Genomic DNA, 16,073 nt, shown 5'->3' on the forward strand with positions numbered 1-16,073 from the left:
CACCTTTTATCGTTTTAGGGCTCAATTTCACAAAATTGAATTAATTAGCCCGTATCTGCCTAGTATCAATGTAAAACCTCCACATAGTATTATTATTTCTTTGTCAGAAATCATGCCTCTTGCTTGACAACTTTTTTGTCTCATACGTACACTTTGCGGTGGGATTGTGCGGGAAAAGCCGTTTTTAACGATAAATAAATGTGCTTTATTGCCTAAACCATGATTTGGCAGGTCATTTTCCTTCTGAATATACATTTTTAGGCCGAGGTGTTGCGGTTATATCTGGACATCCTTGGCTAGCTTTCACTACGGCTGAACTTATTTTTATGTCTGAACAATTTGAGCACGTTTCTGTTTTACTCCAAGAGTCTGTCGATGGCCTGGCAATTAAACCTGATGGAATTTATATCGACGGGACTTTTGGTCGTGGTGGGCACAGCCGGTTGATTTTATCTCAACTTGGTGAAGGTGGCCGTCTTTACGGCATTGACCGCGATCCACAGGCCATTGCCGAAGCGCAAAAGATAGATGATCCGCGTTTCAATATCATCCACGGTCCCTTTTCCGGCTTGGCCAAATATATGGAAGAGCGTGACCTGATTGGTCGGGTGGATGGCGTACTGCTGGATCTTGGCGTTTCCTCGCCGCAGCTGGACGATGCCGAGCGCGGATTCAGCTTTATGCGTGACGGTCCGCTGGATATGCGTATGGATCCGACTTCTGGTCTTTCTGCTGCCGATTGGCTGGCGGAGGCGGATGCCGACGATATTGCCTGGGTATTGAAAGAGTTTGGTGAAGAGCGTTTTGCCAAGCGTATCGCCCGTGGCATCGTCGCCCATCGTGAGAACCCTGAGAAAGAGCCGTTGACACGCACCACCCAGCTAGCAGGCTTGATTGCCGAGGTCTCGCCATTTAGAGACAAGCATAAGCATCCGGCGACCCGCAGTTTCCAGGCTATCCGTATTTATATCAACAGTGAGCTGGATGAGATTGATACGGCATTGCACGGTGCGGTTGACGTTTTGGCTCCAGGCGGTCGCCTATCAGTGATCAGCTTCCATTCGCTGGAAGATCGCATGGTGAAGCGCTTTATTCGTAAGCAGAGTAAAGGGCCAGAGGTGCCAGCAGGCCTGCCGCTGACCGAAGACCAAATCAAGGCGCTGGGAACGGCAGATTTGAAGACGGTAGGTAAGGCTATTAAGCCGTCAAAGTCTGAAATTACTGATAATACGCGTTCGCGTAGTTCAGTATTGCGTCTGGCTGAACGAGTGTGAGTTTGGCACCGGAACCCACGGAGAGCCTTGCTCGTTTGATCGCACGGGATCTCGTGTCGGTGGGACGAGTACCATCTGTTCTGTTGGTTTTGGTGCTTGTCTCTGCCTTGGGGGTGGTCTTGATCACCCACCATTCTCGCCAGTTGATTGCCAAGCAAGAGCAGTTGCTGATTGAGCGGGATCAGTTGGATATTGAATGGCGAAATCAGATCCTTGAGGAAAACTCACTGGCAGAACACAGCCGGATTGAGCGATTAGCCGAGAAAGAGCTAGAAATGAAACGCCCTTCTAGAGAAAGTGAAGTCATCGTACAGTAATAGATTTGATGAATATATTTAAGCGCCAACAATCGAAGAATCAGCGTCGCCAGAAAGCGCCACCGGTTTTTATCCCGTGGCGCTTTGGTGTTATATGTGGTTGCGTCGTACTGGCTTTGGTTGCTTTGGTTGGCCGGGCGGCCTACATTCAAGTACTGGAGCCGGGCAAGCTGATCCAGGAAGGAGACATGCGCTCGCTGCGGGTGAAAGCCATGCCTTCTGCACGCGGTATTATTTCTGATCGCAATGATGAACATTTGGCGGTCAGTGTGCCAGTTCAGGCCGTCTGGGCTGATCCGGTTCAAATATACAAAAATGGCGGTATCCAGGTTCCTGATCGTTGGTTTGCGTTGGCGGATGTCCTTGGGCTTGATCGTCAGCAGCTTCTATCCCGTCTTGAAAAAAACAAGAAGCGTCGTTTTATCTACCTCCAGCGCCAAGTCAGCCCGGCAATGGCATCTTATGTCAACAAACTCAAATTGCCAGGAGTCGGGCTCAAAGATGAATCCCGCCGCTTTTACCCCGCCGGGGAGGTCAGTGCCCACCTGATCGGGGTAACAGGTATTGATAGCCATGGTCTTGAAGGCGTCGAAAGTACCTATGATGGCTGGCTGACCGGTGAACCGGGCCGCAGGACGGTACGCAAAGACCGATATGGCCGGGTGGTGGAAAACATATCCCTCAAGCAGCGTGAGCCAGGCCAACCGCTGAGCCTGAGCATAGATCAGCGGTTGCAGGCCGTTGCCTACCGAGCCGTCAAACAGGCTGTTGTGGATTATCAGGCCACCTCGGCCACTGTTGTCATGGTTGATGTGCGTACCGGCGAGGTACTGGCGATGGTCAACGCGCCGTCCTACAACCCGAATAATCGCAACCAGCTACAGAGTTTTCGGATGCGTAACCGCTCGATCACTGATGCAATGGAACCGGGCTCGACAATCAAGCCGTTTGTGGTGCTTGCTGCAATGGAAAACGGGGTGGCGGACGAAGACACGATCATCGATACCGGTAATGGCATAATGCAGGTGGGTGGCAGCCGAGTCAGGGATGTTTCCCGGGTTGGTAAAGCCAACTTGGCAAAAATCCTCAAAAAGTCGAGCAACATCGGAGTGAGCAAGCTGTCTTTGGCGATGCCGATCGATGCGGTACTGGGCATGTATAGCAGTGTCGGGCTGGGAGATGCTTCTGGGATCAACTTGATTGGCGAAGCGCAGGGGTTTTTCCCTGATCGTCGCCGCTGGTCGGATTTTGAACGGGCAACACTGGCATTTGGCTATGGAATATCCGTGACCCCGATTCAGCTGGCACGTGCGTATGCCACTCTTGGCGCCATGGGTGTGAGTCGTCCGCTGTCGATCTTGAAAACGGAAGAAGTCGTTCCGGGACGCCAGGTTGCATCGGTGGAAAATACTCGCAAATTACTGAATATGTTAGAGATGGTTACCGGTGACGGGGGCAGTGCCAAACGAGCTGCTGTTCCGGGCTACCGTGTCGGGGCGAAAACAGGAACGGCCAAAAAGGCAGCGGCGGGCGGATACAGCGATGAATATATCGCGATGACCGCCGGCCTTGCCCCAATTAGTAACCCTCGCCTGGCTATGGTCGTGGTAGTGAACGAGCCACAGGGCGATAAATATTATGGTGGTGCGATTGCAGCACCGATTTTTTCGGAAGTGATGGAAAGTGCACTTCAGATTTTAAATGTTCCGCCAGATGCCGGTACAGGTGAATCGTTGAATATCGTCAATAACAGAGGCAATGCGCATGCCGCTAATTAATCAGAACAATAAAGTGGGAGCATTATTGTCTCCATGGATTGCGGCAGCGACATTACCGGCAGACCTTGCCGATATCGAGCTAACCGGGATGACTCTGGACAGCCGCCAGGTACGTTCTGGCGAGATGTTTGTTGCCGTTAACGGCCATGCTGTTGATGGCCGCCGGTTTATTCCTGCAGCGCTTGAATCGGGCGCCGCCGTTATCTTGGCAGAAGCTGACGATATCGCTGAAAATGCGACTTTAGTAAGGCAGGATGGCATTTTTATTGTTTATCTTTACGAGCTCGGACATTTGCTATCAGCTATCGCCCGTCGCTTCTATGGACAGCCTGACGAGCAACTGAAGCTGGTTGCCATCACTGGTACCAACGGCAAGACCACCATCAGCCAGCTGCTGGCACAATGGGCCGAGCAGCTAGACTACTGCGCGGGTGTGATGGGGACGACCGGAAATGGCTTGCTGCAGCAGCTAAAACCTGCGGTGAATACTACCGGCAGCGCGATAGAAATCCAGCAGGTATTGGCAGGCTTGGTTAATGACGGTGCTGACTTTGCCGCGATGGAAGTATCTTCTCATGGTTTGGTGCAGGGCCGGGTCAAAGCCTTGGACTTTGTAGCCAGTATTTTTACTAACCTGAGCCGAGATCACCTTGACTACCATGGGGATATGACGGCTTATGCTGCCGCAAAGAAAACCTTGTTTACCAATCACCAGTCCGGTACCGCGGTCATTAATGCCGATGACGAGGTAGGTCGTGAGTGGTTGGCTTCTTTGCCGGATGCCGTTGCTGTTGCCAGTGAGCAATCCAATCTGAGCCAGCATTCAGGCCGTGCACTGTGGCTTGAACAGGTGGAATACAGTACCCAGGGTGTAACTGTTGTTTTTGACTCTTCTTGGGGGGGCGGTAAGTTTACGGCACCGCTGGTTGGCTCGTTTAATGTGATGAATCTGATGCTGGCCCTGGCGACATTGCTGGCGACAGGGCACGTTTTGTCGCGTCTGATTGAAACGGCACCAAGGCTTCAGGCCGTTATCGGGCGAATGGAAGTTTTTCAAAAGCCTGACAAACCTATGATGGTTGTTGATTATGCTCATACCCCAGATGCGCTGGAAAAAGCATTGCAGGCTTTGCGTGTTCACTGTCGTGGCAAGTTGTGGTGTATTTTTGGCTGTGGCGGCGATCGTGATAATGGCAAGCGCCCGATGATGGCCGGTATTGCCGAGCGGTTGGCCGACAAGATCATTTTAACTGACGATAACCCTCGCAGTGAAGACCCTGCTGTTATCGTTGCGGATATGCTGGCTGGGTTACAGCAGCCAGACTTGGCCGTTGTGAACCATGACCGTTATGCTGCTTGTCAGTGGGCACTGACCTCTGCCGATGCCGATGATATTGTTCTGGTTGCCGGCAAGGGGCATGAGGACTATCAGATCTTGGCAGATCGCACTATTCACTATTCTGATCGCGAAACTGTCGGGGAATTACTGGAGAATAACGCATGATTGAGGTTCGGCTTTCGCATTTGGCTGACGTTTTGGCGGCTAAACTGATTGGCCGTGATACTGTTATTGCCGAGGTGTCGACAGATACGCGCAAGATTGCGGCTCAGACACTGTTTATCGCCCTCAAGGGGGAGCGTTTCGATGCCCATGACTTCTGTCAGGCAGCAAAGGATAACGGTGCTGATGCTCTGTTGGTAAGCAAGCACTTACCTGTCGACCTTCCGCAGCTGGTGGTAAAAGATACCCGCTTGGCTCTGGGACAGCTCGGAGCTTGGCTCAGGGCCCGTATGGAGCAGCAGCATGGCCTGAAAACACTGGCATTGACTGGTAGCTGTGGCAAAACCACAGTCAAGGAGATGGTTGCTGCCATCCTGAGCCAGAAAGGCCGGGTGCTGGCAACCGCTGGCAACTTCAATAATGATATCGGCGTTCCCCTGACCCTTTTGCGTTTGGAGCCGAGCCACGAATATGCGGTGATTGAGCTTGGTGCAAATCACCAGCAAGAAATCTCCTATACAACGGCATTGGTAAAGCCGCAGATTGCGCTGATTAACAATTTAGCTGCTGCTCATCTAGAAGGTTTTGGCTCGCTGGAAGGCGTTGCCAAGGCAAAAGGTGAAATATTTGAAGGGCTTGCTTCAGTTGAAGAGAGGGCAGATGAAGCTGTTGCCGAAACGACGGCAATCATCAACCTGGATTCCAATGAATTGGCAATGTGGCAGCCGTTGCTCTCTGGACATCGGCTAATCACTTTTTCTGCGACGCAATCGACGGCTGACTTCTCAGCAAATGACATATTTATTAACAGTCAAGGCCGAGCTTGTTTTACAATGCGCACCACCGACGGTGATATACCAGTCACGTTGACACTGGCTGGTGCCCACAATGTTGCCAATGCACTGGCTGCTGCCGCGTTAAGCATGGCAATGGGGGCAACACTGGAGCAGGTGAAAAATGGCCTGGAGCAGGTAAAGAATGTAAAAGGGCGGGTGGATATTACCTTGCCTCGTGATGGCCTGCGTCTTATCGATGATTCTTACAACGCCAGTGTGGCTTCTGTGAAGGCGGCGATTGACTTGCTTGCTACTTTTTCAGGGCAACGCTGGTTTGTGCTTGGCGATATGGCTGAGTTGGGCAATGACAGTGCAGCACTGCATCGGGAAGTGGCAGAATATGCCATGGCTAAAGATCTGGAGCAGGTACTAACATATGGCCGGGCCAGTGCCGTGGTCAGTGAAATGAATCACGGTCAACATTTTGATGATAAATCTGACCTGATCAGGTTCCTGAAAGCACAGCTTGATCATCAAGAACTTAATTCACAACATACAGAAATTACAGTGTTGGCAAAAGGAGCACGTAGTTCCCGAATGGAAGACGTTGTTGTTGCACTGCAGGAAAAAGCATAATGATTTACTGGTTAGCTGACTTATTAGAGTCCACGTTCCCTTTTTTCCGCCTGTTTGAATACTTGACGTTTCGCGCGATTGTCAGTGTATTGACGGCTTTGCTGCTTTCTCTGTGGATGGGGCCGCGTTTGATTGCCCGTCTGCAGCTGCTGCAAATTGGCCAGGTGGTACGCCATGATGGTCCTGAATCGCACTTCAGCAAGCGTGGTACGCCGACGATGGGCGGTATCATGATCCTGGCTGCAATTGCTATCACTGTTTTGCTGTGGGCCGATCTCTCTAATCCTTACGTCTGGGCGGTACTGACCGTTATGCTGGGCTATGGTGCGGTTGGTTTTGTTGACGACTACCGCAAAGTGGTCCGCAAGAATACAGATGGCTTGGTTGCACGCTGGAAGTACTTCTGGCAGTCGGTGATCGCCTTCGGCGTTGCATTTGCCCTGTATGTGCACGGTCAAGATACCGTGGCGACACAACTGGTGGTGCCATTCTTCAAAGATGTTATGCCACAGCTTGGCCTGTTTTATATTGTCTTTACCTATTTTGTTATTGTCGGTACCAGCAACGCGGTGAACTTGACCGACGGCCTGGATGGTCTGGCGATTATGCCGACGGTGATGGTCGCAGCTGGGATGGCGTTCATTGCCTGGGCGACCGGAAATGTGAATTTTGCCAACTACCTGCATATTCCTTACCTGAAAGATGCCAGTGAGCTGGTGGTAGTCTGTACGGCGATTGTCGGTGCTGGCTTAGGTTTTTTGTGGTTTAACACCTATCCGGCGCAGGTTTTTATGGGCGATGTCGGCTCATTGGCCCTTGGCGGAGCGTTGGGTACGATTGCGGTACTGGTCCGTCAGGAGCTTCTGCTGGTGATCATGGGCGGTGTGTTCGTGATGGAGACCGTATCGGTGATCCTGCAGGTAGGCTCGTACAAATTACGCGGCCAGCGTATTTTCCGTATGGCGCCTATCCATCACCACTATGAGCTTAAGGGCTGGCCGGAACCGCGAGTGATTGTCCGTTTTTGGATCATTACCCTAATGCTGGTTCTGATTGCACTGGCAACACTGAAGGTACGTTAAATGAATGGCTTGGACGGTGTGAAAAAGGTTGTTGTTATTGGCCTGGGGATGACCGGGCTGTCGGTGGTAAGCCACCTACTGCGTCAACCTGACGAGTTTGATATTAAAGTGATTGATACCCGTCCGACACCGCCAGGGCAGGATAAGCTGCCGCCGCATGTAGCACTTTGCAGCGGCGGGTGGAACATGGATTGGCTGCTGACGGCTGATTTGATTGTCGCCAGTCCGGGGATCGCACTGGCAACGCCTGCGTTGGTCGCAGCAGCAGAAGCTGGGATTGAGATTGTCGGCGATATTGAGCTTTTTGCCCGGGCAGTGAACAAGCCGGTTGTCGCGATTACGGGTTCCAACGGTAAAAGTACCGTTACCAGTCTGGTCGGTGAGATGGCCAGGGAAGCTGGGATCAATGTTGGCGTCGGAGGTAACATAGGCTTTGCGGCTTTGGATATGCTGGCACAGGATCACGATCTCTATGTGCTTGAGCTGTCGAGTTTCCAGCTAGAAACCACCTCTTCGCTGCAGTTAAAAGCGGCGGTATACCTGAATCTTTCCGAAGATCATATGGATCGTTATGTCGGGCTGGAAGATTACAGCCAGGCTAAGATGCGGATCTTCGAGCATGCGCTGCTGGCGGTGTATAATCGCGATGATTTGGCAACCTGCCCCAAAGCCATCTCTGGCGAGATGATCAGTTTTGGTTTTGACGCCGCAGAATATGGTCTGGTTACTGTCGAAGGGGAGGAATACCTTGCAGTCGCTCAGCAACCTGTGATGGCAACTGGCGATATTGCTTTGGTTGGTCGCCACAATGTTGCCAATAGCTTGGCGGCGTTGGCGCTGGCCGATGCAGTTGGCATTGACCATTTGGCAGTATGTCGGGCGCTAAGGCGATATAACGGCCTGGCACACAGGTGCCAGTTGGTCGCCAGCTCGCACGATGTACGATGGGTTAACGATTCTAAAGCGACGAATCTTGCCAGTACTCTGGCTGCGCTGAAAGGGCTGAATCTGGCGGGCAAACTGCACTTATTGATGGGTGGCGATGGTAAAGGGGCTGATTTTTCGGAACTTCAGCCTGTATTGGCTGACTTAAATGTACAGCTTTATTGTTATGGGCGTGATGGCCGTCATTTCGCCTCACTTGTTGAAAATCCGTTATCTGTCGAGACCATGGAGCAGGCAATGATTATAGCGGCAAAAGCGGCGCAGGCTGGCGATATGATTCTGTTATCCCCGGCATGTGCGAGCTTTGACCAATTCCCTAATTTTATGGCTCGTGGTGATGCATTTGTCGCATTGGCCACTGAGCTACAGAACACCGTCTCCGGAGCGAATTGATGCTGGGGCAGGTCAGAGAGGGCTGGTCGGCGGTTAGTGAGTGGTTGACTCGGCCGGCAGCACCTAGCATGTATGACCGCCAATTGGTGTGGATAGCACTGGCGTTGATGGTGACGGGGCTGGTGATGGTGACGTCAGCCTCGGTGCCGGTGGCAACCCGCCTGACAGATATGCCTTTCTATTTTGCATTGCGCCACGGCTTTTTCCTGGCTTGTTCGCTGGTGATTGCCGGCTTTATGGTACAAATTCCGCTTGAGCGCTGGCGTCAGTTCAGCGTTCCGATGCTGCTGGTGTCGATCATGCTGTTGATTGCAGTTCTGGTGATAGGGCGCTCGGTCAATGGGGCATCACGCTGGATCCCGTTGGGGGTTTTCAATCTCCAGCCTGCCGAGGTAGCAAAGCTTTCGCTATTTATCTTCCTCGCCGGATATCTGGTCCGCCAGTATCATCAGGTGCGGGATAGCTTTTTTGGATTTATCAAGCCGCTTGTTGTCTTGGCTATTCTCGCAGTACTTCTGCTGCAGCAACCAGATCTGGGCTCGTTTGTGGTGATGTTCGTTACCACTGTAGGCATGCTGTTCATTGCCGGTGCCAAGCTGTGGCAGTTTTTGGCAATGCTCGCCGCTGCGGTGTTGGGGATCGCCCTGCTGATTGTCTTCGAGCCATATCGTTTGCGCAGGGTCACTTCGTTTATGGATCCGTGGGAAGATCCCTTCGGCAGCGGTTATCAGCTAACGCAGTCTCTGATGGCTTTCGGCCGTGGTGACTGGCTGGGCCAAGGATTAGGCAACTCAATTCAAAAGCTTGAATATTTGCCCGAAGCGCATACTGATTTTGTGTTTGCGGTACTGGCCGAAGAGGTCGGCCTGCTTGGGGTGACGGTAGTACTACTGCTGATTTTTTCTTTGGTTTTCAAGGCGCTCTTTATCGGCCGAAAATGCCTGCAGTCAGGCCAACTTTTTGGTGGTTTTCTGGCATTTGGTTTTGGCTTCTGGTTTGCCTTTCAGACACTGGTCAACGTCGGGGCGGCTGCTGGCCTGGTACCAACCAAAGGGCTGACCCTTCCGCTGATCAGCTACGGTGGATCCAGTTTGTTTATTATGGCGACGGCAGTCGCCATATTGATACGCATTGATCATGAGCAGCGCTTGGCTGCCAAGTATGGTCCTGCAGAAGAATTAGATGATGACGATAATGAACAAGAATAAACGCTTGCTGGTTATGGCTGGCGGTACCGGAGGACACGTTTTTCCTGGGCTCGCTGTTGCCAAGAAACTTCAGCTGGAGGGATGGGAGATTCGCTGGTTGGGTACTGCCGACCGGATGGAAGCCGAGCTGGTGCCGAAGCATGGTATTGAAATCGACTTTATCAAGGTTAAAGGCCTGCGGGGGCAGGGCTTGGCTCGTTTGCTTACCGCGCCATTTAAGATCGTTGGTGCGATTTTACAGGCTCGTCAATATATCAAAACCTGGCAGCCAGATGCCGTATTGGGTATGGGAGGCTATGTCAGTGGTCCGGGTGGGGTTGCCGCCTGGTTATCCGGTGTGCCGGTTGTCTTGCATGAGCAAAATGCTGTCGCGGGGCTGACCAACCAATGGCTATCACGTATTGCCTCGAGAGTTCTGCAGGCTTTTCCGGGGGCATTTTCTGGCAAAGAAGTTGTCGGTAACCCTGTTCGCAAGGATGTTACCTTGCTGACTGCGCCAAGCGAACGCTTTGCCGGTCGTCAGGGACCGATTCGAATCTTGGTGATGGGCGGAAGCCAGGGCGCGCGTATTCTGAATCAGACGATGCCTGAAGTTGCCGGGATTCTGGGCGAAAGCATAACTATCTGGCACCAGGCGGGTAAAGGCAGCCTTGACGTCACCGAACAGGCTTATAGCGAAAAAACAGAGACCCATCATAAAGTGACGGAATTTATCGATGATGTTGCCGCCGCCTATGCGTGGGCTGATATTGTTGTGTGCCGATCCGGCGCACTCACCGTGTCTGAATTGTCAGCAGCTGGCGTAGGCGCAATATTTATTCCATTTATGCACAAAGATCGCCAGCAGGCATTGAACGCTGAGCATCTGGTGCGGTGCGGGGCTGCGAAGATGATTGAGCAGATGGATCTGACCGCACAGGGCCTGGCCGAAGAATTAAATCAATTAGATCGTGACTCGCTTGCCAAAATGGCAAGTGCTGCGCGCGATGCAGCGATCCTTGACGCCGATGGGCGTGTTGCCGATGTGATCAAGTCGCTAGCAAATAAATAAGAGACAGAGTGATGAGTAAACTGGATAACCCGCAATTAGCAAAAATCAGAACGATGGTGCCAGAGATGCGCCGTGTTGAGCGTATTCACTTTGTTGGGATTGGCGGAGCTGGAATGAGCGGTATCGCCGAGGTATTGGTCAATGAGGGCTACTGTGTCAGCGGATCGGATATTGCGCCGAACGCTGTCACCGAACGCCTGGTAGAAAAAGGGGCTGAACTCTTCTTCGGTCATGCTGCCAGCAATGTCGAAGGTGCCAGTGTGGTGGTGGTTTCCACGGCGATTGCCGCTGATAATCCTGAACTAGTCACTGCGCGGGAGCTGAGGATCCCGGTTGTTCGCCGGGCAGAGATGCTGGCCGAGCTAATGCGCTACCGTCACGGTATTGCAATTGCCGGCACTCACGGTAAAACGACCACGACCGCACTGACCACGCAGATTTACTCTGAAGCAGGGCTCGATCCGACATTCGTCAATGGCGGCCTCGTGAAAAGTGCCGGTACCAATGCGCGCCTGGGCTGCAGCCGCTACCTAATTGCCGAAGCTGACGAAAGTGACGCGTCATTCCTGCATTTGCAGCCGATGGTGTGTGTGGTAACAAATATTGAAGCCGACCATATGGAAACCTATGGCGGTGACTTTGAAGTGCTGAAGCAGACATTCATCGATTTCCTGCATAACTTACCATTCTATGGCTTAGCCGTGATGTGTATCGATGATCCGGTTGTTCGTGAGCTGCTGCCAAGAATTGGCCGCCAGGTGATCACATATGGCTTTGCCGAAGATGCTGATGTGCGTCTTGTTGACTACAATCAACAAGGCCAGCAAGGACATTTTACTATCTTGCGTCAGGGCAAGCCGGCCTTGGATATTAAGCTAAATATTCCAGGTGAGCACAACGCGCTCAACGCGACAGCTGCTGTTGCCGTTGCGACAGAAGAAGGTGTCGAAGACGAGGCGATTATTCGTGCGCTGGCTGAATTTCAGGGAACGGGGCGACGTTTTGATCACTTAGGCGAGTTCGACTCCGGAAACGGAACAGTCATGCTGGTGGATGATTATGGCCATCATCCGAGTGAAGTGGATGTGACAATCAAGGCTGCACGTGCCGGATGGAAGGAAAAGCGTCTGGTTATGGTGTTCCAGCCTCACCGTTATAGCCGTACCCGTGACCTATACGATGACTTTGCGAATGTGCTGGAACAAGTTGATGTGTTGGTGATGCTGGATGTCTATGCGGCAGGCGAAGTACCAATTACCGGTGCCGATGGGCGTGCGCTTTGCCGCACCATTCGCGGACGCGGCAAGATCGATCCGATTTTTGTGCCTAACAGCAATGCGTTGCCGGCGGCATTAGCCAATATTATTCAAAATGATGATTTAGTTTTGACTCAAGGTGCGGGAGATGTTGGTAAGATTGCCCGTCAATTGGCTGAAATGAAGTTGAATATTGTAGAAATGAGCCGCGATTAACCTATTTATCGACTGTTAGAAGCGAAATGGTACATTTATTGCATTATTTTTAAGCGGCAAAGTGCATGTGATATAACCATTTATTAGGTTTTGATCTCAGGATATGAAAGGAAATCTTCAACAATAGTTGGAGAGCAACGGGTTGGTCGGTATAATCGATCAACTTTGCGTATTCCTACCTGACTTTTCCAAACGTCAGATATCCTCTTGGTGATTTTGGGGCGATATAAGACGATTGAGGTAAGGGCACAAACGATATATGGCTGATGCAGTCTTGAAAATAGTCCCCCTGCCTCCCTCGGCGACAGTTACACACTGGGGAGGGGCTGCGTTTTTTCTTTTTGTTATTGGTTTTATCGCCTGGCTTTTTAGTGCAGGGATAAATTGGATGACAGACGCCAACCGGCTGCCGCTATCGCAGCTGGTTATCCAGGGAAAGTTGGAGTACCTGAGTGCTGACGATGTTCGTCAGGGGATCTTACAGTTGGATCATCTGGGGAGCTTTATGACCCAGGATGTTGACAAGATCCAGCTGGCCTTGGAAGCATTGCCTTGGATTTCAAGAGCGTCGGTACGAAAACAGTGGCCAGATTCAATCAAAGTTTTTTTGGTTGAACACCAGCCAGCGGCAATCTGGAACCAACAACACCTGGTGAATACCGAAGGTGCGGTGTTCAGGGCGCCGGCAGAGCAGGTAAAAGAGAAAAGGTTGGCCGAATTAACGGGGCCGGAAGGTAGCAGCCGGGAAGTGCTGGCTGCGTTGCATGAGATGCAACCAATATTACAGCTCGCGGGGTTCGAGATTGCCACTTTGGCATTAAATGAACGCCGAGCCTGGCGAGCATGGTTAACAAATGGAGTTCGACTCGAGCTGGGTCGAGAAGCCCGAATGGAACGCCTTGAGCGTTTTATCGGACTGTATCCTGAATTAGAGCAGCAAGGAAAAGCCATTGAGTACGTAGACTTGCGCTACGACACCGGGGCTGCTGTGGGTTGGAAAGTGGTTCCAGAATAATACTGCCAGAAGCAAGCTCTGAGTGTTCAGAATTGTTTGGTGAGTATAACTATAAGAGCGTGCGCTAATGACGAAGGCGGCAGATAAAAAACTCATAGTGGGCCTGGATATCGGCACCTCCAAAGTGAGTGCTTTGGTTGGGGAAGTGTTGCCTGATGGCAATGTAAATGTCATTGGTGTTGGCAGCAGTCCGTCACGGGGAATGGACAAGGGCGGGGTCAATGATCTTGAATCCGTCGTCAAGTCAGTTCAGCGTGCAGTCGATCAGGCTGAGCTGATGGCAGATTGCCAGATTTCCTCTGTGTTTTTGTCGTTATCCGGCAAACATATACGTTGCCAGACAGAAAAAGGCATGGTGCCTATTTCTGACAAAGAGGTAACGCAGGATGACGTTGATAATGTTATTCATACAGCGAAATCGGTAAAAATTAGCGATGAACACCGAACTTTACATGTAATTCCTCAGGAATTTGCTATTGATTATCAGGAGGGAATAAAAAACCCTGTTGGTTTATCTGGAGTTCGGATGGAAGCCAGTGTTCACTTGATCACCTGTCACAATGATATGGCTCGTAATATCGTGAAGGCGGTCGAACGTTGCGGATTGAAAGTTGATCAGCTGATCTTTTCTGGTTTGGCTGCTAGCCATGCAGTGCTGACTGCCGATGAACGCGAACTGGGTGTTTGTGTGGTCGATATCGGCGGCGGGACGATGGATTTGGCGGTTTGGACTGGCGGAGCACTGCGGCATGCCGAAGTGATTCCGTATGCCGGCAACGTGGTAACCAGTGATATCGCCTATGCATTTGGCACACCACCTGGTGATGCTGAAGAAATCAAAGTTAAATTCGGCTGTGCGCTGAGTGAGCTGGTGAGCAAAGATGCGAAGGTCGATGTACCGAGTGTCGGTGGTCGTCCATCACGTAGCCTGCAGAGCCAGACGTTGGCAGAAGTGATAGAACCCCGTTACAGCGAGTTATTGGGGCTGGTTAATCAGAAGCTGCTGGAAATACAAGAACAACTGCGAGATGCGGGGGTTAAGCATCATTTAGCGGCTGGTATCGTCCTCACAGGCGGTGCAGCACAGATGGAAGGCCTGATTGAATGTGCCGAGCGAGTATTTCGCAACCAGGTACGGATTGGGCAACCGTTAGAGCTAAGTGGACTGACTGATTATGTTCAGGCTCCGCACTATGCAACTGCAGTAGGTTTACTGCATTATGGAAAGGACAGTCAGACATTTGATGATAGTGAACTGGAGCCGAAGCGTTCGGTAACCGGGATCTTCACTAAAATCAGTAGCTGGCTAAGAAAAGAATTTTAAAACCTGATGCGAACAGGATAAACGGAGAGAACAAATGTTTGAACCGATGATGGAAATGTCTGATGAAGCTGTAATTAAGGTCATTGGCGTTGGCGGCGGCGGCGGTAATGCTGTCGATCACATGGTACGTGAGTCGATTGAAGGGGTTGAGTTCATTAGTGTAAACACCGATGCTCAAGCGCTTCGAAAAAGCAATGTAAGTACAGTGATCCAGATCGGTGGTGATATCACCAAAGGTTTGGGTGCGGGTGCGAACCCTCAGGTGGGACGTGACTCGGCACTGGAAGATCGTGAGGCGATTAAGACGGAACTGCAAGGTTCTGACATGATCTTTATCGCCGCAGGTATGGGGGGCGGTACCGGTACTGGTGCAGCACCAATCATTGCTGAAGTTGCCAAAGAGCTGGGCATTCTTACTGTTGCTGTGGTTACCAAACCATTTAGCTTTGAAGGTAAGAAGCGTATGGCGTTTGCTGAGCAGGGTATCGAAGAGCTGTCTAAGCACGTCGATTCTCTTATCACTATTCCAAACGAAAAACTGCTGAAAGTTCTTGGCCGTGGTATTACATTGCTGGATGCATTTGCCAAGGCAAATGATGTTCTGAAAAATGCAGTACAGGGCATTGCGGAATTGATCACCCGTCCGGGTATGATTAACGTCGACTTTGCTGACGTTCGTACAGTGATGTCTGAAATGGGTCATGCCATGATGGGCAGCGGTGTTGCAACCGGTGACGATCGTGCTGAAGAAGCTGCAGAAATGGCGATATCTAGTCCATTGTTGGAAGATATCGACCTCGCTGGAGCGCGTGGTGTGTTGGTTAACATCACTGCTGGCTTAGACATGCGTCTTGATGAGTTTGAAACTGTGGGTAACACAGTGAAGGCCTTCGCATCAGACAATGCCACCGTGGTTATCGGCACGTCTCTGGATCCTGAGATGACTGATGAGCTGCGTGTAACGGTTGTTGCAACAGGTATTGGCAAAGAAAGCAAGCCGGACATTACTCTGGTTACTACGTCGAAGCCGGTTCAGGCGGTAGCACAGGAAAAAACTGCAGCAGCGCCAGCAGTTGAAGAGTCTAAGCCCGCGCCGTTGAGCCAGCAGGCACCAGCTGCTGAAACAAATGTGCAACAGGGTTCATCTTCCGCAGCTGCGAAGTCGAAGCCTCAGGCTGACCATGACTACCTTGATATTCCAGCATTTTTACGTAAACAGGCTGACTAACTGACGTAAATTGTTTGGGTTACCGCTCAATAAGTGGTAACATATTTGCCCAATTATCGTGCAATTGCACGGT

General features: G+C 51.3%; 13 protein-coding genes. All 13 read left to right on the forward strand.

What is annotated here, in order from left to right; genetic code table 11:
* Window positions 1-326 precede the first annotated feature (326 nt).
* Window positions 327-1,274 (forward strand): 16S rRNA (cytosine(1402)-N(4))-methyltransferase RsmH, encoded by a 948-nt coding sequence (rsmH, locus tag EDI28_RS19425; RefSeq protein ID WP_128785545.1) that lies wholly within the window; start codon window positions 327-329, stop codon window positions 1,272-1,274.
* Window positions 1,271-1,591, forward strand: coding sequence for a cell division protein FtsL (gene ftsL / locus EDI28_RS19430; RefSeq protein ID WP_128785546.1), 321 nt, complete (start codon window positions 1,271-1,273; stop codon window positions 1,589-1,591). The genes rsmH and ftsL overlap by 4 nt, the downstream gene beginning before the upstream one ends.
* Window positions 1,592-1,599: 8 nt before the next feature.
* On the forward strand, window positions 1,600-3,369 hold the full coding sequence (gene ftsI / locus EDI28_RS19435; protein WP_128785547.1) for a peptidoglycan glycosyltransferase FtsI: 1,770 nt from the start codon (window positions 1,600-1,602) through the stop codon (window positions 3,367-3,369).
* On the forward strand, window positions 3,356-4,873 hold the full coding sequence (gene murE, locus EDI28_RS19440) for a UDP-N-acetylmuramoyl-L-alanyl-D-glutamate--2,6-diaminopimelate ligase (protein WP_128785548.1): 1,518 nt from the start codon (window positions 3,356-3,358) through the stop codon (window positions 4,871-4,873). Before ftsI ends, murE begins: the two co-directional genes overlap by 14 nt.
* Window positions 4,870-6,282, forward strand: coding sequence for a UDP-N-acetylmuramoyl-tripeptide--D-alanyl-D-alanine ligase (murF, locus tag EDI28_RS19445; RefSeq protein WP_128785549.1), 1,413 nt, complete (start codon window positions 4,870-4,872; stop codon window positions 6,280-6,282). The genes murE and murF overlap by 4 nt, the downstream gene beginning before the upstream one ends.
* Complete coding sequence (gene mraY, locus EDI28_RS19450; protein ID WP_128785550.1) at window positions 6,282-7,364, forward strand: phospho-N-acetylmuramoyl-pentapeptide-transferase; 1,083 nt, start codon at window positions 6,282-6,284, stop codon at window positions 7,362-7,364. Before murF ends, mraY begins: the two co-directional genes overlap by 1 nt.
* A complete protein-coding gene (gene murD / locus EDI28_RS19455) occupies window positions 7,365-8,702 on the forward strand; it encodes a UDP-N-acetylmuramoyl-L-alanine--D-glutamate ligase (RefSeq protein ID WP_128785551.1) in 1,338 nt (445 codons plus the stop codon). It begins immediately after the preceding gene.
* The gene (gene ftsW, locus EDI28_RS19460) at window positions 8,702-9,910 is read left to right on the forward strand and encodes a cell division protein FtsW (protein WP_128785552.1); all 1,209 of its coding nucleotides are present in this window, start codon (window positions 8,702-8,704) and stop codon (window positions 9,908-9,910) included. Before murD ends, ftsW begins: the two co-directional genes overlap by 1 nt.
* Window positions 9,897-10,961, forward strand: coding sequence for an undecaprenyldiphospho-muramoylpentapeptide beta-N-acetylglucosaminyltransferase (murG, locus tag EDI28_RS19465; RefSeq protein ID WP_164918593.1), 1,065 nt, complete (start codon window positions 9,897-9,899; stop codon window positions 10,959-10,961). Before ftsW ends, murG begins: the two co-directional genes overlap by 14 nt.
* Window positions 10,962-10,972: 11 nt before the next feature.
* On the forward strand, window positions 10,973-12,433 hold the full coding sequence (murC, locus tag EDI28_RS19470) for a UDP-N-acetylmuramate--L-alanine ligase (RefSeq protein ID WP_128785553.1): 1,461 nt from the start codon (window positions 10,973-10,975) through the stop codon (window positions 12,431-12,433).
* A gap of 259 nt (window positions 12,434-12,692) precedes the next feature.
* A complete protein-coding gene (locus tag EDI28_RS19475; RefSeq protein WP_128785554.1) occupies window positions 12,693-13,448 on the forward strand; it encodes a cell division protein FtsQ/DivIB in 756 nt (251 codons plus the stop codon).
* A gap of 67 nt (window positions 13,449-13,515) precedes the next feature.
* A complete protein-coding gene (gene ftsA, locus EDI28_RS19480) occupies window positions 13,516-14,772 on the forward strand; it encodes a cell division protein FtsA (RefSeq protein WP_128785555.1) in 1,257 nt (418 codons plus the stop codon).
* A 34-nt stretch (window positions 14,773-14,806) separates the two neighbouring features.
* Window positions 14,807-16,000: a cell division protein FtsZ gene (ftsZ, locus tag EDI28_RS19485; protein ID WP_128785556.1), complete on the forward strand. Its 1,194-nt coding sequence runs from the start codon at window positions 14,807-14,809 to the stop codon at window positions 15,998-16,000.
* The last annotated feature ends 73 nt before the right edge of the window (window positions 16,001-16,073 follow it).

This window comes from Photobacterium chitinilyticum (genome assembly GCF_004104355.1).
In the GTDB taxonomy this organism is placed as follows: domain Bacteria; phylum Pseudomonadota; class Gammaproteobacteria; order Enterobacterales; family Vibrionaceae; genus Photobacterium; species Photobacterium chitinilyticum.